Origin of the sequence: Piscinibacter sp., from assembly GCF_047600445.1 — a bacterium.
GTDB lineage: Bacteria > Pseudomonadota > Gammaproteobacteria > Burkholderiales > Burkholderiaceae_C > Piscinibacter.
Window position 1 is genome coordinate 1,206,839 of sequence record NZ_JASGKT010000002.1, and the last position, 17,302, is coordinate 1,224,140.

Annotated in this window: 20 protein-coding genes and 1 pseudogene; 12 read left to right on the forward strand and 9 right to left on the reverse strand. The window is 70.2% G+C overall.

The features are described from left to right. Positions 1 to 12 precede the first annotated feature (12 nt). The 5 genes from QM792_RS09805 to QM792_RS09825 all read right to left on the reverse strand — a co-directional run bounded on the left by QM792_RS09805 (position 13) and on the right by QM792_RS09825 (position 4,685). The gene (locus QM792_RS09805; protein WP_415149573.1) at positions 13 to 642 is read right to left on the reverse strand and encodes a GAF domain-containing protein; all 630 of its coding nucleotides are present in this window, start codon (positions 640 to 642) and stop codon (positions 13 to 15) included. A gap of 73 nt (positions 643 to 715) precedes the next feature. After that, positions 716 to 1,348 carry an endonuclease III gene (gene nth, locus QM792_RS09810; RefSeq protein WP_415149574.1) on the reverse strand — a complete coding sequence of 211 codons (633 nt, stop codon included), beginning with the start codon at positions 1,346 to 1,348 and terminating at the stop codon, positions 716 to 718. Next, a complete protein-coding gene (gene rsxB / locus QM792_RS09815; RefSeq protein WP_415149576.1) occupies positions 1,345 to 2,010 on the reverse strand; it encodes an electron transport complex subunit RsxB in 666 nt (221 codons plus the stop codon). The genes nth and rsxB overlap by 4 nt, the downstream gene beginning before the upstream one ends. 7 nt (positions 2,011 to 2,017) lie before the next feature. After that, positions 2,018 to 3,322, reverse strand: a complete 1,305-nt coding sequence (locus tag QM792_RS09820) for a polyhydroxyalkanoate depolymerase (protein WP_415149577.1) — start codon at positions 3,320 to 3,322, stop codon at positions 2,018 to 2,020. 151 nt (positions 3,323 to 3,473) lie between these two features. Next, complete coding sequence (locus tag QM792_RS09825; RefSeq protein WP_415149579.1) at positions 3,474 to 4,685, reverse strand: amino acid aminotransferase; 1,212 nt, start codon at positions 4,683 to 4,685, stop codon at positions 3,474 to 3,476. Positions 4,686 to 4,787: 102 nt separating this feature from the next. On the opposite strand from QM792_RS09825, the gene uvrB reads away from it, so the two are divergent. Then, a complete protein-coding gene (uvrB, locus tag QM792_RS09830; RefSeq protein ID WP_415149581.1) occupies positions 4,788 to 6,923 on the forward strand; it encodes an excinuclease ABC subunit UvrB in 2,136 nt (711 codons plus the stop codon). On the opposite strand, the gene QM792_RS09835 is transcribed toward uvrB, so the two are convergent. Further along, positions 6,898 to 7,857: a hypothetical protein gene (locus QM792_RS09835; RefSeq protein ID WP_415149582.1), complete on the reverse strand. Its 960-nt coding sequence runs from the start codon at positions 7,855 to 7,857 to the stop codon at positions 6,898 to 6,900. The genes uvrB and QM792_RS09835 overlap by 26 nt on opposite strands. A 13-nt stretch (positions 7,858 to 7,870) precedes the next feature. After that, entirely contained in the window at positions 7,871 to 8,188 is a 318-nt protein-coding gene (locus tag QM792_RS09840) for a DUF1161 domain-containing protein (protein ID WP_415149583.1), read from the reverse strand. A 77-nt stretch (positions 8,189 to 8,265) separates the two neighbouring features. Here QM792_RS09840 and QM792_RS09845 point away from each other — a divergent pair. The 9 genes and pseudogenes from QM792_RS09845 to fdx all read left to right on the forward strand — a co-directional run. Continuing rightward, a pseudogene (locus tag QM792_RS09845) lies at positions 8,266 to 8,310 on the forward strand (hypothetical protein); the annotation flags it as partial. A gap of 97 nt (positions 8,311 to 8,407) precedes the next feature. Next, a complete protein-coding gene (locus QM792_RS09850) occupies positions 8,408 to 8,725 on the forward strand; it encodes a low molecular weight phosphotyrosine protein phosphatase (protein ID WP_415151607.1) in 318 nt (105 codons plus the stop codon). 152 nt (positions 8,726 to 8,877) lie between these two features. Further along, positions 8,878 to 9,411 carry a Fe-S cluster assembly transcription factor gene (locus QM792_RS09855; protein WP_415151608.1) on the forward strand — a complete coding sequence of 178 codons (534 nt, stop codon included), beginning with the start codon at positions 8,878 to 8,880 and terminating at the stop codon, positions 9,409 to 9,411. 19 nt (positions 9,412 to 9,430) lie between these two features. Beyond that, positions 9,431 to 10,651: an IscS subfamily cysteine desulfurase gene (locus QM792_RS09860; RefSeq protein ID WP_415149584.1), complete on the forward strand. Its 1,221-nt coding sequence runs from the start codon at positions 9,431 to 9,433 to the stop codon at positions 10,649 to 10,651. Between the two features lie 34 nt (positions 10,652 to 10,685). Next, a complete protein-coding gene (gene iscU, locus QM792_RS09865; protein WP_415149586.1) occupies positions 10,686 to 11,090 on the forward strand; it encodes a Fe-S cluster assembly scaffold IscU in 405 nt (134 codons plus the stop codon). Between the two features lie 16 nt (positions 11,091 to 11,106). After that, positions 11,107 to 11,430, forward strand: a complete 324-nt coding sequence (iscA, locus tag QM792_RS09870; RefSeq protein WP_415149587.1) for an iron-sulfur cluster assembly protein IscA — start codon at positions 11,107 to 11,109, stop codon at positions 11,428 to 11,430. A 56-nt stretch (positions 11,431 to 11,486) separates the two neighbouring features. Next, entirely contained in the window at positions 11,487 to 12,005 is a 519-nt protein-coding gene (gene hscB / locus QM792_RS09875) for a Fe-S protein assembly co-chaperone HscB (RefSeq protein ID WP_415149588.1), read from the forward strand. 4 nt (positions 12,006 to 12,009) lie between these two features. Next, positions 12,010 to 13,866: a Fe-S protein assembly chaperone HscA gene (hscA, locus tag QM792_RS09880; RefSeq protein WP_415149589.1), complete on the forward strand. Its 1,857-nt coding sequence runs from the start codon at positions 12,010 to 12,012 to the stop codon at positions 13,864 to 13,866. Positions 13,867 to 13,868: 2 nt separating this feature from the next. Further along, entirely contained in the window at positions 13,869 to 14,207 is a 339-nt protein-coding gene (gene fdx, locus QM792_RS09885) for an ISC system 2Fe-2S type ferredoxin (RefSeq protein ID WP_415149591.1), read from the forward strand. A 175-nt stretch (positions 14,208 to 14,382) separates the two neighbouring features. Here the strand turns inward: fdx and QM792_RS09890 are convergent, their stop codons facing one another. Together QM792_RS09890 and QM792_RS09895 are read right to left on the reverse strand one after the other, a co-directional pair. Then, the gene (locus QM792_RS09890; protein WP_415149592.1) at positions 14,383 to 14,667 is read right to left on the reverse strand and encodes a hypothetical protein; all 285 of its coding nucleotides are present in this window, start codon (positions 14,665 to 14,667) and stop codon (positions 14,383 to 14,385) included. 342 nt (positions 14,668 to 15,009) lie between these two features. Continuing rightward, positions 15,010 to 15,720, reverse strand: coding sequence for an autoinducer binding domain-containing protein (locus tag QM792_RS09895; protein WP_415149594.1), 711 nt, complete (start codon positions 15,718 to 15,720; stop codon positions 15,010 to 15,012). A gap of 116 nt (positions 15,721 to 15,836) precedes the next feature. On the opposite strand from QM792_RS09895, the gene QM792_RS09900 reads away from it, so the two are divergent. Together QM792_RS09900 and tsaD are read left to right on the forward strand one after the other, a co-directional pair. After that, positions 15,837 to 16,208, forward strand: coding sequence for a hypothetical protein (locus tag QM792_RS09900; RefSeq protein WP_415149596.1), 372 nt, complete (start codon positions 15,837 to 15,839; stop codon positions 16,206 to 16,208). Between the two features lie 35 nt (positions 16,209 to 16,243). After that, positions 16,244 to 17,290: a tRNA (adenosine(37)-N6)-threonylcarbamoyltransferase complex transferase subunit TsaD gene (gene tsaD / locus QM792_RS09905; RefSeq protein WP_415149598.1), complete on the forward strand. Its 1,047-nt coding sequence runs from the start codon at positions 16,244 to 16,246 to the stop codon at positions 17,288 to 17,290. The last annotated feature ends 12 nt before the right edge of the window (positions 17,291 to 17,302 follow it).

Here is a 17,302-nt window from a genome sequence, read left to right on the forward strand (position 1 = left end):
CCGTGCAGTGCGTCACTTCGGGGCGCGCCGGCGTTCCGCCGGCTCCGCGTCGAGTTCCAGCGGGGCGGGCATGGTCAGCAGGCGGTTCGGCGAACTGGGTTCCCACAGCGCGGCGGGCTGGGTGTCGGGGCCGGCGGTGGCCGCGTGCAGCAGCGCCAAGCTGGCGCGCGAGCCGATCTGGCGCAGCATCTGCGCCTGGCGCTGCGTCCACGGCTGGGCGGCGCCGGCCTGCTCGCAACTGAACACGCCGAAGGGCACGCCGTTGATCGAGAAGGACACGTCCAGCACCGAGTGCAGGTCGAGCGGCAGCAGGTAGTGGTCGAGGAAGCCGGCGGTCGCCGGGTGGCTGCGGGCCTGCGGGGCGATCACGCAGCCGTCCTGCACCAGTGCCTCGAAATAGGGCCGGAAGTCGGCGGTGTACATGTCGGCCGCGCCGACGATGCGGTCGAGCCGCCGGTCGTACATCGCCATGCAGCGCAGCGCGCGGCCCTCGGCGGTGTCGACGAACACCCACACGCCGCAGCGTGTGCAGCCGATGACGTCGGCGACGGCGCGGGTGAGCTGGTCGAAGAACTGGTCGCGGTCGGTCTCCCCGCGGTCGAGGCGGCCGCAGATCTCCTGGACGAGCTGTCCTTCCGTCATGCACGGATTCTGTGCCGTTTGGCGCCGCGGCGGTCCTGCAAGGTCTTGCAGGTGCCCCGTGAACAGGGGGGGCTCAGCGCGGGCGCGGCGCCGAGTCGCACCAGGCCGCCACGGCGCACTGCGCGCACAGCGGCGCCCGCGCCTTGCAGACGTAACGGCCGTGCAGGATCAGCCAGTGGTGCGCGTCGACCCGGTAGGGCCCGGGTACGCGTTCGAGCAGCGTGTTCTCGACTTCCAGCTCGTTGCGCCCCGGCGCCAGCCCGGTGCGGTTGGCGACGCGGAAGACGTGCGTGTCGACCGCCATCGTCGGCTCGCCGAAGGCGACGTTGAGCACCACGTTGGCGGTCTTGCGCCCGACGCCGGGCAGCGCCTGCAGCGCCTCGCGCGAGCGCGGCACCGTGCCGCCGTGGCGCTCGATCAGCAGCCGGCAGGTCTCGATCAGGTTTTTCGCCTTGTTACGGTACAGGCCGATGCTGCGGATCGCCTCGGTCAGCGCCGGCAGGCCCAGCGCGAGCATGCGGCGCGGCGTGCCGGCGCGCGGGAACAGCCGCCGCGTCGCCTTGTTGACGCCGGCGTCGGTGGCCTGCGCCGACAGCAGCACCGCGGCGAGCAGTTCGAACACGCTGGTGTATTCCAGCTCGCTCACGGGGTGCGGGTTGGCGCGTTGCAGCGTGGCGAAGAAGGGTTCGATGTCGGTGGATTTCATCGCTGTCTCGCGCGGGCGCGCGCCAGCGCGGCTTCGATGACGGCGCGCTTGCGGTCCAGCACGGCCGGGTCGGTGTGCCGGCTGTGGGCGGGCAGGTCGACGAGCTTGGCCTCGGCCTTGGCGGCCAGCCGCGCGTCGTTGTCGCGCGCCGCCTGTTCGAGCCGCACGGCGCGAAAGGCATGGCGCTCGCGCGCCTGAGCCGCCTGCGCCGGGCTCCACGCCGCCCAGCCGGTGCGCGCGCCGCCGGCGTCGACCAGCGCGATGCAGTCCACCGGGCAGGCCGGGATGCACAGCTCGCAGCCGGTGCACTGCGCCGCCACCACCGTGTGCATCAGCTTGGGCGCGCCGACGATGCAGTCCACCGGGCAGGCCTTGATGCACAGCGTGCAGCCGATGCACCAGGCCTCGTCGATGACGGCCAGGCGCAGCGGGCCTTCGCTGCCGTGCGCAGGGTTCAGCGGCCGCACCGGCTGCCCGGTGAGGGCCGCCAGCCGCGCCACGCCTTCGGCGCCGCCGGGCGGGCACTGGTCGATGCCGGCCTCGCCGCGCGCCAGCGCCCGCGCGTAGGCCGCGCAGTCCGGGTAATCGCAGCGCGTGCACTGCGTCTGCGGCAGCGCGGCGTCGATCAGGCGGGTGAGTTCGTCGGGGGGCGTGGTCGGCACGCGCCGATTATCGGGATGCGGCCCGGCGCTTGGCGGCGGCGGCCTTCTTCGCCGGGGCAGGCCGGGCCGCCGCGCCCTGGTGCGCGGCGATGAAGCTGCGCACCTCGGGGTAGACCTTCTCGCGCCAGCGGCGGCCGGAGAAGATGCCGTAGTGGCCGGCGCCGGCCACGTCGTAGTGGAACTGGCGCGACTTCGGGATGCCGGTGCACAGGTCGTGCGCGGCGCGCGTCTGGCCGGCGCCCGAGATGTCGTCGAGCTCGCCCTCGACGGTCAGCAGCGCGGTGGTCTGGATGTCCTGCGGGCGCACCAGTTGGCCGTTGACCTTCCAGGTGCCGTTGACCAGCGCGAAGTCCTGGAACACCGTCTTGATGGTGTCGAGGTAGTACTCGGCCGGCATGTCGAGCACGGCGTTGTATTCGTCGTAGAACTCGCGATGGCCTTCGGCGCTGTCGCCGTCGCCGCGCACCAGGTCGAGGAAGTAGTCGTAGTGCGAGCTGAGGTGGCGATCCGGGTTCATCGCGACGAAGCCGGAATGCTGCAGGAAGCCGGGGTACACCGGGCGGCCGGCGCCGGGGTAGTTGACCGGCACGCGGTAGATGACGTTGTTCTCGAACCAGCTATGGCTCTTGTTCATCGCCAGGTTGTTCACCGCGGTCGGGCTCTTGCGGGCGTCGATCGGCCCGCCCATCATCGTCATCGTGCGCGGCGTGAACTCGCCCTTGCTCGCCAGCAGCGAGATCGCCGCCAGCACCGGCACCGTGGGCTGGCACACCGAGATCACGTTGACTTCCGGGCCGATGTGGCGGATGAAGTCCTGCACGTAGGCGACGTAGTCGTCGAGGTGGAAGGGGCCGACCTCGGCGCTCACCATGCGCGCGTCGGTCCAGTCGGTGATGAAGACCTTGTGCTCGCGCAGCAGCGCGCGCACCGTGTCGCGCAGCAGCGTCGAGTGGTGGCCCGACAGCGGCGCGACCACCAGCACCGTCGGGTGCTTCTTCATCGCGTCGAGCACCCTCGGGTTGTCGCTGAAGCGCTTGAAGCGCAACAGCCGGCAGAAGGGCTTGTCCATCGCGATCTGTTGCTGTACCGCGACATCGACGCCGTCGACCTCGACCGAGGTGATGTTGAACTCGGGCTTCTCGTATTCCTTGGACAGCCTGTGCATCAGGTCGAGCCCGGCGGAAACGCGGTCGGCCATCGGCGTGTGCGCAAACGGCGACAGCGGGTGCCTGTAGAGCTTGGACGACGCGGCGGCGAACTCCGCGAAGGGGCTGAGCAGGGCGCGCTGGGTCTCGTACAACTGATAGAGCATGGATCGGCCCTCTTGGTGCAATGCAGCATTCTAGGAAGATTGCTTGCATCTTGCTGTCGGTCAGGCGCCGAGGAAACCCCGAGTGTGGGCGGGCACGAAAAAGGGGCGCAAATCGCGCCCCCGCGTGTCGGCCAGGCGACAGCGCAGCCGATCAGGACACCTTGGCGATCGCCGCGACGACGGCGTCGATGTTGCGGCTGTTGAGCGCCGCCACGCAGATGCGCCCCGAATCGACGCCGTAGACGCCGAATTCGCTGCGCAGGCGCTGCATCTGCTCCTTGTTCAGCCCGGAGTAGCTGAACATGCCCTTCTGGCGCGTGATGTAGCTGAAGTCCTGCTTCAACCCGGCGGCGCCGAGCCTGGCCTGCAGCGCCTCGCGCATCTGCCGGATGCGCTGGCGCATGCCGGCCAGCTCGCCCTCCCACATCGCGCGCAGCGCCGGCGTGCCCAGCACGGTCGCGACCACCTGCGCGCCGTGCGTCGGCGGGTTGGAGTAGTTGGTGCGAATCACGCGCTTCAACTGGCTCAGCACGCGCTCGGCCGCGTCCTTCGACTCGCAGGCCACCGACAGCGCGCCGACGCGCTCGCCGTACAGCGAGAAGCTCTTCGAGAAGCTGGTCGAGACGAAGAAGTCCAGCCCGCTGTCGACGAACTGGCCGATCACCGCGCCGTCCTCGGCGATGCCGTCGCCGAAGCCCTGGTAGGCCATGTCGAGGAAGGCCACCAGGCCGCTCGCCTTCACGGCCGCCACCACCTGCTGCCACTGCGCGGGGTCGATGTCGTAGCCGGTCGGGTTGTGGCAGCAGGCGTGCAGCACCACGATGGTGCCGGCCTGCGCCGCCTTCAGCGCGGCGAGCATGCCGTCGAAGTTCACGCCGCGCCGGGCCGCGTCGTAGTACGGATAGCTCTCGACCGTGAAACCCGCGCTCTCGAACAGGGCGCGGTGGTTCTCCCAGCTCGGGTCGCTGATCAGCACCTTGGCGGCCGGGTTGATGCGCTTGAGGAAGTCGGCGCCTATCTTCAGCCCGCCGGTGCCGCCCAGCGCCTGCACGGTGGCGACGCGTCCGGCCTTGACCATCGTGCTGTCGGCGCCGAACACCAGGGCCTGCACCGCCTTGTCGTAGGCCGGGATGCCGTCGATCGGCAGGTAGCCGCGCGGCTTGGGCGCTTCCATCAGCAGCTTCTCGGCTTCCTGCACGCATTGCAGCAGCGGCAGCTTGCCGGCGTCGTCGTAGTAGACGCCGACGCCCAGGTTGACCTTCGCCGGGTTCGGGTCGGCCGCGAACTGCTCGTTCAGGCCGAGGATCGGGTCGCGCGGGGCCATTTCGACGGCGGCGAACAGCGACGAAGCGGGCGAAGCCATGGGGGTCAGTCCTTGAGTCGGTGGAGCGAGGGGGTGAATTCCGTTAACCTGCTCGATTGCCTTGCGGTCGCGCGAGGCGGGTTAACCCGGGGATTATCCGCCATGGCCAGAGTGTCCGAAGTGCTTCCCGCGGCAGCGCCGGCCGAGGCGCCGCCCGGCGAGTTCGTCAGTTTCCCCGACTCGCCGTTCCAGTTGTTCCAGCCCTACCCGCCGGCGGGCGACCAGCCGCAGGCGATCGAGCAACTGGTCGAAGGCGTGCGCGACGGCCTGTCGTACCAGACGCTGCTGGGCGTCACCGGCTCGGGCAAGACCTTCACGATGGCCAACGTGATCGCGCGGCTGGGCCGCCCGGCGATCGTGTTCGCGCCCAACAAGACGCTGGCGGCGCAGCTCTACAGCGAGTTCCGCGAGTTCTTCCCGAAGAACGCGGTCGAGTACTTCGTCAGCTACTACGACTACTACCAGCCCGAGGCCTACGTGCCGCAGCGCGACCTGTTCATCGAGAAGGACAGCTCGATCAACGAGCACATCGAGCAGATGCGGCTGTCGGCCACCAAGAGCCTGCTGGAGCGGCGCGACGTGGTCATCGTCGCCAGCGTCAGCGCGATCTACGGCATCGGCAACCCGAGCGACTACCACCGCATGGTGATGACGCTGCGCGTGGGCGACAAGCTCGGCCAGCGCGACGTGATCGCGCACCTGATCCGCATGCAGTACCAGCGCAACGAGAGCGACTTCTCGCGCGGCACCTTCCGCGTGCGCGGCGACACCATCGACGTCTTCCCCGCCGAGCACTCGGAGCTGGCGATCCGCATCGAGCTGTTCGACGACGAGATCGAGACGCTGCAACTGTTCGACCCGCTGACCGGCCGCATCCGCCAGAAGATCCCGCGCTTCACGGTCTATCCGTCGAGCCACTACGTGACGCCGCGCGACCGCGTGCTGGCCGCCATCGACACCATCAAGGACGAGCTGCGGCTGCGCCTGGACGAGCTGGTCAAGTCCGGCAAGCTGGTGGAGGCGCAGCGCCTCGAGCAGCGCACGCGCTTCGACCTCGAGATGCTGCAGGAGGTGGGCCACTGCAAGGGCATCGAGAACTACACGCGGCACCTGTCCGGCGCGGCGCCCGGCGAGCCGCCGCCGACGCTGGTGGACTACCTGCCGGCCGACGCGCTGATGTTCCTCGACGAGAGCCACGTGCTGATCGGCCAGTTCGGCGGCATGTTCAACGGCGACCGCGCGCGCAAGACGGTGCTGGTGGAGTACGGCTTCCGCCTGCCCAGCGCGCTGGACAACCGGCCGCTGAAGTTCGAGGAGTTCGAGAAGAAGATGCGCCAGGCGGTGTTCGTCTCGGCCACGCCGGCGGCCTACGAGCAGCAGCACGCCGGGCAGGTGGTCGAGCAACTCGTGCGGCCCACCGGGCTGGTCGACCCGGAGGTGGAAGTGCGCCCCGCCGCGCACCAGGTCGACGACGTGCTGCAGGAGATCCGCGAGCGCGTCAAGCTCAACGAGCGCGTGCTGATCACCACGCTGACCAAGCGCATGGCCGAGCAGTTGACCGACTACCTGAGCGACAACGGCGTCAAGGTGCGCTACCTGCACAGCGACGTCGACAACATCGAGCGCGTCGAGATCCTGCGCGACCTGCGGCTCGGCAGCTTCGACGTGCTGGTGGGCATCAACCTGCTGCGCGAGGGGCTGGACATCCCCGAGGTGTCGCTGGTGGCCATCCTCGACGCCGACAAGGAAGGCTTCCTGCGCGCCGAGCGCAGCCTGATCCAGACCATCGGCCGCGCGGCGCGCAACCTGAACGGCCGCGCGATCCTGTACGCCGACACCATCACCGACTCGATGCGCCGAGCGCTCGACGAGACCGAGCGCCGCCGCGACAGGCAGATCGCCTTCAACGCCGCGAACGGCATCGTGCCGCGCAGCGTGAGCAAGAAGGTCAAGGACCTGATCGACGGCGTCTACAGCGAGAAGAACGCCAAGGACGACCTGAAGGCCGCCACCGAGGCGGCGGCCGTCGAGGCGCTGAGCGAGAAGGACCTGGCCAAGCGCATCAAGCTGCTGGAAAAGCAGATGCTCGACCACGCCAGGAACCTCGAGTTCGAGAAGGCGGCGCGGGTGCGCGACCAGCTCGCGCTGCTGCGCGAGCAGGCCTTCGGCGCGGCGGGGCACGACGTCAACGTCGTGCCGCTGGCCGCGCCGCTCAAGGGGCCCAGCGCGCCGACGTGAAGGCGTCGACGAAGCGCCCCAGCTCGGCCTCGGGCAGCCGGTCGATGCCGGCCGCCGCCGCGCGGCCGCTGCCGCCGAAGGCCGCGCACAGCGCCTGCGCGCCGTGCGGCGAGCGGCGCGGCGCGCGCACGCTGACCAGGTAGCCGCCGCCCGGCCGCGCGCGCAGCACGGCTTGCGCCTGGCGCGGCGCGGCTTCGCCCAGCGTATTGGCGAAGGCGCCGCCGATGCGCCGGCTCCACGCCGCGTCGGGCAGCACGACGACACGCGCCTGCTCGCCGCTCCAGGCCGGCGCGACGGCGTGGGCCAGCGCGAGGTCGCCGCCGCGCTGGCGGTCGATGGCGTCGATCACCGGCTCCGCGTCGAGCAGCGCGAAGGGGTCGGCGTGGCGCGCCATCAGCGTGTACAGCTCGGCCGGGTGCACCAGCGGGTCCGACGGTTCCTCGCCGTAGGCGTTGTAGTTGATCGCGCGGCCCAGCCGGCGCAGCGCGGCGCGCCGTTCGGCATCGAAGCCGGCGGCGGCGCCGAGGTGGTCGGCCGCCTCGCCCATCTCGTCGCCGTAGGCGCCCACCAGCGCCCAGGCGCGCTGCCGGCCGCCGAGTTCGCGGTCGACCAGCAGGCTGCTGCACATGCCGGGGGAGAAGTCGAGGTGCGCCGCCAGCCCGGCGTGCTGCGGCACCTCGCCGGCGGCGTGGTGGTCGAACCAGCGCACCCGCGCGCCGTGGCCGAGCAGGCGCAGCAGCGCGTCGCGGTTGCGCGCCAGCGAGATGTCGCACACCAGCACCTCGGCGGCGTCGTCGGGCACGCGCTGCAGCAGCGCGATCTCGCGCTTCAGCCCGGTGACCAGTTGCGCGTCGTCGGCCGGGAACTCGGCGCGCCACTGGCGCAGCGCGCACAGCCCGTCGGCGTCGCCGTTGCAGACGTCGAAGCGGCGCATCGCCGGCGTTGCCTCAGGGCCTGCAGTCGCCGCCGAGCTTCACCGTGCCGTCCTTGCACTCGGTGAGGATGGCGTCGCCGCCGCGCGGCGCCGACGCGCCGTGCGGGAGTTGCACGATCTGGCGCCGGCCGAGGTCGCAGCTTCCGACCACCTTGCCGGCCGCCTTGGCGTCTTTCTCGGCCACCAGCAGGCGCGGCTCGGCCACGCCGGCGGCGCGCATCTTGGCTTCGATGCGCGCGCGGATCTCGTCGCAATTGCCGGCCTGGGCCAGCGCCGCGGCGGGCGCGACGGCGGCCAGCGCCAGCGCGAGCCTCGCAAAAAGGTGAGTCATGTCGCGAGCTTGCCACGAGACGGCCGGGCGACCGGCGAAAATCCGTTTCCATGATCTCCAGCGTGCTGTTCGTCTGCATGGGCAACATCTGCCGCTCGCCCACGGCCGAGGGCGTGATGCGCCACAAGCTGCGCGAAGCCGGGCTGCACGAGGCGGTGCGCGTCGATTCGGCCGGCACGCACGGCTCGGCATGCCGGCGCGCCGCCCGACCACCGTTCGGTGCGGCATGCCGCGCGGCGCGGCTACGACCTCGCCGCGCTGCGCGCGCGCCAGGTGGCGGCGGCGGATTTCGAGCGCTTCGACCTGATCCTGGCGATGGACGCCGACAACCTCGCGCTGCTGGAAGAACGCTGCCCGCCGGCGCAGCGCCACAGGCTCGGCCGCCTGACGGCGCACTGCCGCGTCCACGACGGCGAGGAGGTGCCCGATCCCTACGCCGGCGGGCCGCTGGGCTTCGAGCGGGTGCTCGACCTGATCGAAGACGCCTGCGACGGCCTGCTGGAGACGATCCGCCGCGGCGAAACCGCACCGCGCTGAGGGGAACTTTCGGACGGGATCCCGACCGAAACAGTCGGTTTCAGGTATACTCGACCAAAGCGCTCGGAAATAACCGGGCAGCGTCGGAGAGCCGACTGTCTGGACAGATTTCCAGAACCCTTCGCGCCGTTGCCGGCTTCAGGAGAACACAGATGAGACTGACCACCAAGGGCCGTTTTGCCGTCACCGCCATGATCGACCTGGCGCTGCGGGAGCACACCGGGCCGGTGGCGCTGGCCGCCATCAGCGGGCGCCAGCAGATCTCGCTGTCCTACCTCGAGCAGTTGTTCGGCAAGCTGCGCCGCCACGAACTGGTGGAAAGCACGCGCGGCCCGGGCGGCGGCTACTCGCTCGGCCGCAAGGCCGAGGAGATCACCGTGGCCGACATCATCGTCGCGGTCGACGAGCCGCTGGACGCCACCGGCTGCGGCGGCAAGGGCGACTGCATGGGCGAAGAGAGCGGCAAGTGCATGACGCACGACCTGTGGGCCGGCCTGAACGCCAAGATGATCGAGTTCCTCGACTCGGTGACGCTGAAGAAGCTGGTCGACGAGCAGATCGCCAAGGGCGTGTCGATCGAGGAGCACCCGGTCAAGCGCGCGATTTCCAGCCAGCCGGTGGTCAAGCCGATCAAGGTGACCGCGCCGAACTCGGTCTTCGCCCTCGGAAACGCCTTCACGAAGTGATTTTCCCGATTCCGCTTCCATGAGCACCACCCCGCACTTCCCGATCTACATGGACTACGGCGCCACCAATCCGGTGGACCAGCGCGTGGTCGACGCGATGATCCCCTGGCTGCGCGAGCACTTCGGCAACCCGGCGTCGCGCAGCCATGCCTGGGGCTGGGAGGCGGAAGAGGCGGTCGAGAAGGCGCGCAAGCACGTGGCCGACCTGGTCGGCGCCGACCCGCGCGAGATCGTCTGGACCAGCGGCGCCACCGAGTCGAACAACCTCGCGCTGAAGGGCGCGGCGCAGTTCTACAAGGGCCGCGGCAAGCACATCGTCACCGTGAAGACCGAGCACAAGGCCGTGCTCGACACCGTGCGCGAGCTGGAGCGCCAGGGCTTCGAGGCCACTTACCTCGACGTGCAGGAAGACGGCCTGGTCGACCTGGAGGCGTTCAAGGCCGCGCTGCGGCCCGACACCATCCTGGCCTCGGTGATGTTCGTCAACAACGAGATCGGCGTGATCCAGGACATCGCGGCGATCGGCGCGATCTGCCGCGAGCGCGGCATCGTCTTCCACGTCGACGCGGCGCAGGCCACCGGCAAGGTGGCGATCGACCTCGCCACGCTGCCGGTCGACCTGATGAGCCTGGCCTCGCACAAGACCTACGGCCCCAAGGGCATCGGCGCGCTGTACGTGCGGCGCAAGCCGCGCGTGCGCATCGAGGCGCAGATGCACGGCGGCGGCCACGAGCGCGGCATGCGCTCGGGCACACTGCCGACGCACCAGATCGTCGGCATGGGCGAGGCCTTCCGCATCGCCCGCGAGGAGATGGGCACCGAGAGCGAACGCATCCGCGCGTTGCAGCAGCGGCTGCTGCGCGGCCTCTCGGACATCGAGCAGACCTTCCTCAACGGCCATGCGGAGAAGCGCGTGCCGCACAACGTGAACATGAGCTTCAACTTCGTCGAGGGCGAGTCGCTGATCATGGGCATCAAGGGCATCGCGGTGTCCTCGGGCTCGGCCTGCACCTCGGCCAGCCTGGAGCCGAGCTACGTGCTGCGCGCGCTGGGCCGCTCGGACGAACTGGCGCACTCGAGCCTGCGCATGACGATCGGCCGCTTCACCACCGAGGAAGAGATCGACTACGTGGTCAGCACGCTGAAAGACCGCGTGGCCAAACTGCGCGAACTGTCGCCGCTGTGGGAGATGTACCAGGACGGCGTCGACCTCAAGACGATCCAGTGGGCCGCGCACTGACGACAAGAACGGACAGGGATGTTGGAGCACTGACATGGCATACAGCGACAAGGTCGTCGACCACTACGAGAACCCGCGCAACGTCGGTTCGTTCGAGAAGGGCGACGAGACGGTGGGCACCGGCATGGTCGGCGCCCCGGCCTGCGGCGACGTGATGAAGCTGCAGATCAAGGTCAACCCGGCCACCGGCCTGATCGAGGACGCGAAGTTCAAGACCTACGGCTGCGGCTCGGCGATCGCGTCGAGCTCGCTGGTCACCGAGTGGGTCAAGGGCAAGTCGCTCGACGAGGCGCTGACGATCCGCAACACGCAGATCGCCGAGGAGCTGGCGCTGCCGCCGGTGAAGATCCACTGCTCGATCCTCGCCGAGGATGCGATCAAGGCGGCCGTCAGCGACTACAAGGCCAAGGCGGGCCAGGCTTCCGGCCAGGCGCAGTGAGCGGCGCGCGAGCGACATGGCCGTCACGCTGACCGAACGGGCTGCCAGGCACGTCACCCGCTACCTCGCCAAGCGCGGCAAGGGCATCGGCGTGCGCCTGGGCGTCAAGACCACCGGCTGCTCGGGCCTGGCCTACAAGCTCGAGTACGCCGACGAGGCGGCGCCGGAGGACATCGTCTTCGAGGGCCACGGCGTCAAGGTGCTGATCGACCCGAAGAGCCTGCCCTACCTCGACGGCACCGAGCTCGACTTCGTGCGCGAGGGCCTCAACGAAGGCTTCAAGTTCCACAACCCGCGCGAGAAGGACCGCTGCGGCTGCGGCGAGTCGTTCCGCGTTTGACGCGGATCCGGCCCGCACCGTGAAGCGCGGCCGCGAGCCGCGCTTTTTCATTGCCCATGAAGCTCGACGACGACGACTTTGCGCTGTTCGGCATCCCGCGCCGTTTCGCCCAGGAGCGCGCCGCGCTCGATGCGCGCTGGCGCGCGCTGCAGGCCGAGGTGCACCCCGACCGCTTCGCGGCCGAGGGCGCGGCGGCGCAGCGCGTCGCGATGCAGTGGGCGGTGCGCGTCAACGAGGCCCACCGGCGCCTGAAGGATCCGCTCGCGCGCGCCGCCAGCCTGTGCGAGCTGGCCGGGCAGCGTGTCGAGGCCGAGAGCAACACCGCGATGCCGCCGGCCTTCCTGATGCGGCAGATGGCGTGGCGCGAGGCGCTGGACGAGGCGCGCGGCGTCGAGCAGGTCGAGGCGCTGGCCGCCGAGGTCGCCGCGCAGCGCGACGAGGCGCTGGAGCGCCTGCGCGTGCTGATCGACGAGCAGGGCGACATGGCCGCGGCGGCGCAGCAGCTCAGAGCCCTCATGTTCGTCGAGCGTTTTGGCGCCGACGTCGATCGCCGTCTCGAGGCGCTGGGACAATAGCCGCATGGCCCTGCTGCAGATCTCCGAACCCGGCGGCTCGCCCGACCCGCACCAGCGGCGCATCGCGGTGGGCATAGACCTCGGCACCACGCACTCCCTGGTGGCGGCCGTGCGCCACGGCGTCGCCGAGTGCCTGCCCGACGAGCAGGGCAAGGTCATCCTGCCCTCGGCGGTGCACTACCTGCCCGGCGGCCGGCGGCGCATCGGCGCGCAGGCGCTGGCCGAGGCGGCGCTCGACGCGAAGAACACCATCGTCTCGGTCAAGCGCTTCATGGGCCGCGGCCTGGCCGACGTGGCCGGGCGCGACACGCTGCCCTACGACTTCGTCGCCGCGCCGGGCATGCTGAAGGTCCGCACCGTCGACGGCGACAAGTCGCCCGTCGAGGTGTCGGCCGAGATCCTGGCCGCGCTGCGCCAGCGCGCCGAGGACAGCTTCGACGACGAGCTGTTCGGCGCCGTGATCACCGTGCCCGCCTACTTCGACGAAGCGCAGCGCCAGGCGACGAAAGACGCCGCGCAGCTCGCCGGCCTGAACGTGCTGCGCCTGATCAGCGAGCCCACCGCCGCGGCGATCGCCTACGGCCTGGAGCACGGCTCGGAAGGCCTGTACGCGGTGTACGACCTCGGCGGCGGCACCTTCGACATCTCGCTGCTGCGCCTGTCCGCCGGCGTGTTCGAGGTGATCGCCACCGGCGGCGACGCGGCGCTCGGCGGCGACGACTTCGACGCCGCGCTGGCCGCGCTGGCCTTGCAACGCGCCGGGCTGGACGCCGTCACGGCCGAGGACAAGCGCGCCGTGCTCGCCGCGGCGCGCGCGGCGAAGGAGAAGCTGTCGCTCGCCGAGCACGCCACGCTGGCCTGCCCGCTCGCCGGCGGCGAGCTGGAGTTGCGCGTTTCGCGCGACGAGTTCGTCGCGCTCACCGAGCCGCTGGTGGCGCGCACGCTCGCCGCGGTGCGCAAGGTGCTGCGCGACGCCAAGGTCGGCAAGGACGAGGTGCGCGGCGTCGTGATGGTCGGCGGCTCGACGCGCATGCCGCGTGTGCAGCAGGCCGTGGGCGAGCTGTTCGGCCGCGCGCCGCTGACCAACCTGAACCCCGACGAGGTGGTGGCGCTCGGCGCGGCGATCCAGGCCAACGCGCTGGCCGGCAATGCCGGCGCCGACGAACTGCTGCTGCTCGACGTGATTCCGCTCTCGCTCGGGCTGGAGACCATGGGCGGGCTGGTCGAGCGCATCATCCCGCGCAACAGCACCATCCCGACCGCGCGCGCGCAGGACTTCACCACCTTCAAGGACGGCCAGACCGCGATGGCGATCCACGTCGTGCAAGGCGAGCGCGAGCTGGTGGCCGACTGCCGCTCGCTGGCGCGCTTCGAGCTGCGCGGCATCCCGCCGATGGTGGCCGGCGCGGCGCGCATCCGCGTCAGCTTCCAGGTCGATGCCGACGGGCTGCTGTCCGTCTCGGCGCGCGAGGAAAGCTCGGGCGTGCAGGCGGCCGTCAGCGTCAAGCCGAGCTACGGCCTGGCCGACGAGGACATCGCGCGCATGCTCAGCGAGAGTTTCGGCAGTGCCGAGCAGGACATGCGCGAGCGCAGCCTGCGCGAATCGCGCGTCGAGGCCGAACGCCTGCTGCTGGCCACGCGCGCCGCGCTGGCCGCCGACGGCGACCTGCTCGACGCCGCGCAGCGCGCCGCCATCGACAGCCAGCTCGACGCCGTGCAGCGCGCCCGCGAGGGCAGCGACCACCACGCGATCGACGCGGCCGTCGAGGCGCTGGCGCAGGCCACCGAAGCCTTCGCCGCCGAGCGCATGAACCGCGGCATCCGCCAGGCGCTGGCGGGCAAGCGCGTCGAGGACGTCTGAACATGCCAACCATCCGCATCCTGCCGCACCCCGAGTACTGCCCCGAGGGCGCCGAGATCAGCGCGCCGGCCGGCACCTCGCTGTGCGAGGCCATGCTCGACAACCACATCGAGATCGAGCACGCCTGCGAACTGAGCTGCGCGTGCACCACGTGCCACGTGGTGGTGCGTCAGGGATTCAAGTCGCTCGGCGAGATGGACGAGAGCGAAGAAGACCTGCTCGACCGCGCCTGGGGCCTGGAGCCGAGCTCGCGCCTGTCGTGCCAGGCGATCCTCTCCAACGAGGACGTGACGATCGAGATCCCGAAGTACTCGATCAACCACGCCAAGGAAACGCACTGAGAAAAGACGCCCCCGGGCCTTGCGGCGCGGGGGCGTGTGCAAAGGGACGAGCCCTGCTGAGGAGACAGTGACGGTTGCTCTGCCAACCGTCTCAGAGCCTCATGCAAGCGGCATGCCTGACATCTGATCAATTTGGTGCACCAATCGTTGCTCGAAAGCAACGATCCGGCTGGGTTCAGGCCCGGCGCGGGCTGAGCACCCGGGTGCGGCGCAGGAGGTTGCGCAGGGGGCGCAGCGACAGCGGCCAGCCGGTGCGCGGTGCATCGCGGGTGACCAGCGAGCCGCATTCGGCCAGCGTGGTGAGGAACTGGCGCAGTTCGCGGCGCCCCAGCCCGCTGTGGGCGCACAGTTCGGCCAGGCTGACGTGCCGCTGCGACATGTCGCTGAGAACGCGGTGGTAGGCGGTGCGGCGGTGCTGCGGGCCGAGGGTCGGCCAGGTGGCGAGTCGGTACTCTTTCATGGGACCGCGAGCCTAGGGCCGATCCGGCGCCAGCCCGGTAACCAGATGCCAGAGCCTGTAAACAGAGCCTGTCAAAGCAGACGGGCGCCCGTCTGGGCGCCCGCTGCGGAATCTGGAGGGGTAGGTGGGTGGGGGGACCGGGCCGCTGCGAGCGGGCTTGCGCCGGGTGCGCAGCGGCCGCCTGTCCTTACCAGCCGACGCGAGGAAGGCAATACATGGTGGTCTCCCGGTTAAATGCGCCGTTCGGCGCGGTTCGGGAACCATTGTGTGCATTCGATCACGCACCGACTAGCTACAAACCTTTGTAGGGGATGGACAGCCAGGCCGTCCTGTGCTGTCAGGTCAGATCAGCCCAAGCCGCATCGCCGCGAGCACCGCCTGGTGCTTGGACGTGGTGTTGAACTTGCGCTGGATGTTGCGCAGGTGGAAGTTCACCGTGTGCTCGCTGATCGAGAGGATCTGCCCGGCCGACCACGCGGACTTGCCGTCGCGCGTCAGCCGCAGGATGTCGAGTTCGCGTGACGTGAAGATCGGCGCTTCCTCGTTCGCCGCGGGCGGCACCAGCAGGCGCTGTGCAGCGTCCTGCGCATGCACGGCGAGGAACTGAAGATCCGCCAAGAGCCGTGCGAGCTTCTCATCCTCGCGCGGCAGCGCTTCTTCGCGGTCCACGCCGAGCAGGAAATGCCGGTGCGCCGGCAGGTGCAGCGCTACGGCGATGCCGGTGCGATACCCAAAAGGCGCTTGGCGCTCCCAGAGATCGGCGGCGCCTTCTTCGACGTAGAGGCTCTGGTCATAGACGAAGGGCACGCTGAGCCGCTTCACGCGTCTGAGCACTGGATCACGTTTTGCGTCGCCGGCGTTGACCGAAGCATCTTTGTAGGCCTCGGGCGTATTGCCCAGGCTCACAACGGTCGGCTCTTGTCCAGGAGGGTCGACAACCACTGCCGCCGTGGCGAGTCCGAAATCCAGCTCATGCGCGAATCCGACCAGCCTGCGCGTGAAGGTTTCCACGTCGCACGACTGGCTGACATCGAGAAACCGCTGAAGTCTCATGAACGGGACGCGAGAACTACCAAGGTTGACAGCTTGAGCATCTGGGCCTGACGGCCGACACTGAAGATGTTCCAACAGATACCAAGACCATTATGACGATACCTGCATGGAAAATCGTGACGTGGCCCACGGTTTCGACGCCTCTGGACGACTGGCAGCGCGCCGTTCACCGCCTGCGCCACCTCGGCATGTCGGTGCACATCGACGACACCGACAAGGATCTGCGCTACGGCCAGTTGCTGTGGGGTTTCGAGGTGCGCGATGCGATGCTGGGCATCGCCTGGGACTGGCGCGAGGTGATGCCCGACGTGGTGGCGATCGCCGACCCGATGTCCATCGTCTCGAACGCCTGCCTGGTCGACGAGGAAGGTGTGGCCGTCGACGACACGGTGCGCATGATGTTCCTGAACAGCGCCGTCTACCAGTTGCCCTGGCAGACCGCGGTGTGCGCCGCCAAGCGCCGCATGCGCGCCGCCGCGCTGGCCTGACGAAGGGGCTCTCCCCCGCGCCGTAGACTCGGCGCATGAATGTCCTCGGCATCGAATCGTCGTGCGACGAAACCGGCGTGGCGCTGGTTTCGGCGCGCGGCGAGGGCACCCCGGCGCTGCTCGCCCATGCGCTGCACACCCAGATCGACATGCACCAGGCCTACGGCGGCGTGGTGCCCGAACTGGCCTCGCGCGACCACATCCGCCGCGTCGTGCCGCTGCTGCGGCAGGTAATGGCACAGGCCGGCGGCACGCTGGCCGACGTCGACGTCGTCGCCTACACGCAGGGTCCGGGGCTGGCCGGCGCGCTGCTGGTGGGCGCCGGCGTGGCCTGCGCGCTGGCGGCCGCGCTCGACAGGCCGACGCTGCCGGTGCACCACCTCGAAGGGCACCTGCTGTCGCCTTTCCTGTCGGCCGACCCGCCGAGCTTCCCGTTCGTCGCGCTGCTGGTCTCGGGCGGGCACACGCAACTGATGCGCGTCGACGGCGTGGCGCGCTACGAACTGCTGGGCGAAACCATCGACGACGCCGCCGGCGAGGCTTTCGACAAGTCGGCCAAGCTGATGGGCCTGGGCTACCCCGGCGGGCCGGCGCTGGCGCGGCTGGCGGATTTCGGCGACGCGTCGGTGTTCGACCTGCCGCGCCCGCTGCTGCACAGCGGTAACCTCGATTTTTCCTTCGCCGGGCTGAAGACGGCGGTGCGCACGCGCCTGGCCAGGCTCGGGCCGAACGTCTGCCAGCAGGACCTGGCGCACCTGGCCGCCGCCACGCAGCAGGCGATCGTCGACGTGCTGGTGCGCAAGTCGCTCGCCGCGCTGCAGGCCACCGGGCTCGAGCGCCTGGTGGTGGCCGGCGGCGTGGGCGCGAACGCCGCGCTGCGCCAGCAGCTCGACGCGGCCTGCGCCCGGCGCCGCGTGCGCGTGCACTACCCCGAACTGGCGCTGTGCACCGACAACGGCGCGATGATCGCGCTGGCCGCGGCGCTGCGGCTGCAAAGCGGCGCGCAGGCGGCGACGCGCGACTACGCCTTCGGCGTGCGGCCGCGCTGGCCGCTGGCCGAGGTGGTGCGCAGCGCAGCCTAGAATCCGCCCCCC

Excerpts from the sequence above, each read along its gene's own strand:
- QM792_RS09805 (WP_415149573.1), bottom strand. The coding sequence starts at position 642 with ATGACGGAAGGACAGCTCGTCCAGGAGATCTGCGGCCGCCTCGACCGC.
- nth (WP_415149574.1), bottom strand. The coding sequence starts at position 1,348 with ATGAAATCCACCGACATCGAACCCTTCTTCGCCACGCTGCAACGCGCC.
- QM792_RS09820 (WP_415149577.1), bottom strand. The coding sequence starts at position 3,322 with ATGCTCTATCAGTTGTACGAGACCCAGCGCGCCCTGCTCAGCCCCTTC.
- QM792_RS09825 (WP_415149579.1), bottom strand. The coding sequence starts at position 4,685 with ATGGCTTCGCCCGCTTCGTCGCTGTTCGCCGCCGTCGAAATGGCCCCG.
- uvrB (WP_415149581.1), top strand. The coding sequence starts at position 4,788 with ATGGCCAGAGTGTCCGAAGTGCTTCCCGCGGCAGCGCCGGCCGAGGCG.
- QM792_RS09835 (WP_415149582.1), bottom strand. The coding sequence starts at position 7,857 with ATGCGCCGCTTCGACGTCTGCAACGGCGACGCCGACGGGCTGTGCGCG.
- QM792_RS09840 (WP_415149583.1), bottom strand. The coding sequence starts at position 8,188 with ATGACTCACCTTTTTGCGAGGCTCGCGCTGGCGCTGGCCGCCGTCGCG.
- QM792_RS09855 (WP_415151608.1), top strand. The coding sequence starts at position 8,878 with ATGAGACTGACCACCAAGGGCCGTTTTGCCGTCACCGCCATGATCGAC.
- QM792_RS09860 (WP_415149584.1), top strand. The coding sequence starts at position 9,431 with ATGAGCACCACCCCGCACTTCCCGATCTACATGGACTACGGCGCCACC.
- iscU (WP_415149586.1), top strand. The coding sequence starts at position 10,686 with ATGGCATACAGCGACAAGGTCGTCGACCACTACGAGAACCCGCGCAAC.
- iscA (WP_415149587.1), top strand. The coding sequence starts at position 11,107 with ATGGCCGTCACGCTGACCGAACGGGCTGCCAGGCACGTCACCCGCTAC.
- hscB (WP_415149588.1), top strand. The coding sequence starts at position 11,487 with ATGAAGCTCGACGACGACGACTTTGCGCTGTTCGGCATCCCGCGCCGT.
- hscA (WP_415149589.1), top strand. The coding sequence starts at position 12,010 with ATGGCCCTGCTGCAGATCTCCGAACCCGGCGGCTCGCCCGACCCGCAC.
- fdx (WP_415149591.1), top strand. The coding sequence starts at position 13,869 with ATGCCAACCATCCGCATCCTGCCGCACCCCGAGTACTGCCCCGAGGGC.
- QM792_RS09890 (WP_415149592.1), bottom strand. The coding sequence starts at position 14,667 with ATGAAAGAGTACCGACTCGCCACCTGGCCGACCCTCGGCCCGCAGCAC.
- QM792_RS09895 (WP_415149594.1), bottom strand. The coding sequence starts at position 15,720 with ATGAGACTTCAGCGGTTTCTCGATGTCAGCCAGTCGTGCGACGTGGAA.
- tsaD (WP_415149598.1), top strand. The coding sequence starts at position 16,244 with ATGAATGTCCTCGGCATCGAATCGTCGTGCGACGAAACCGGCGTGGCG.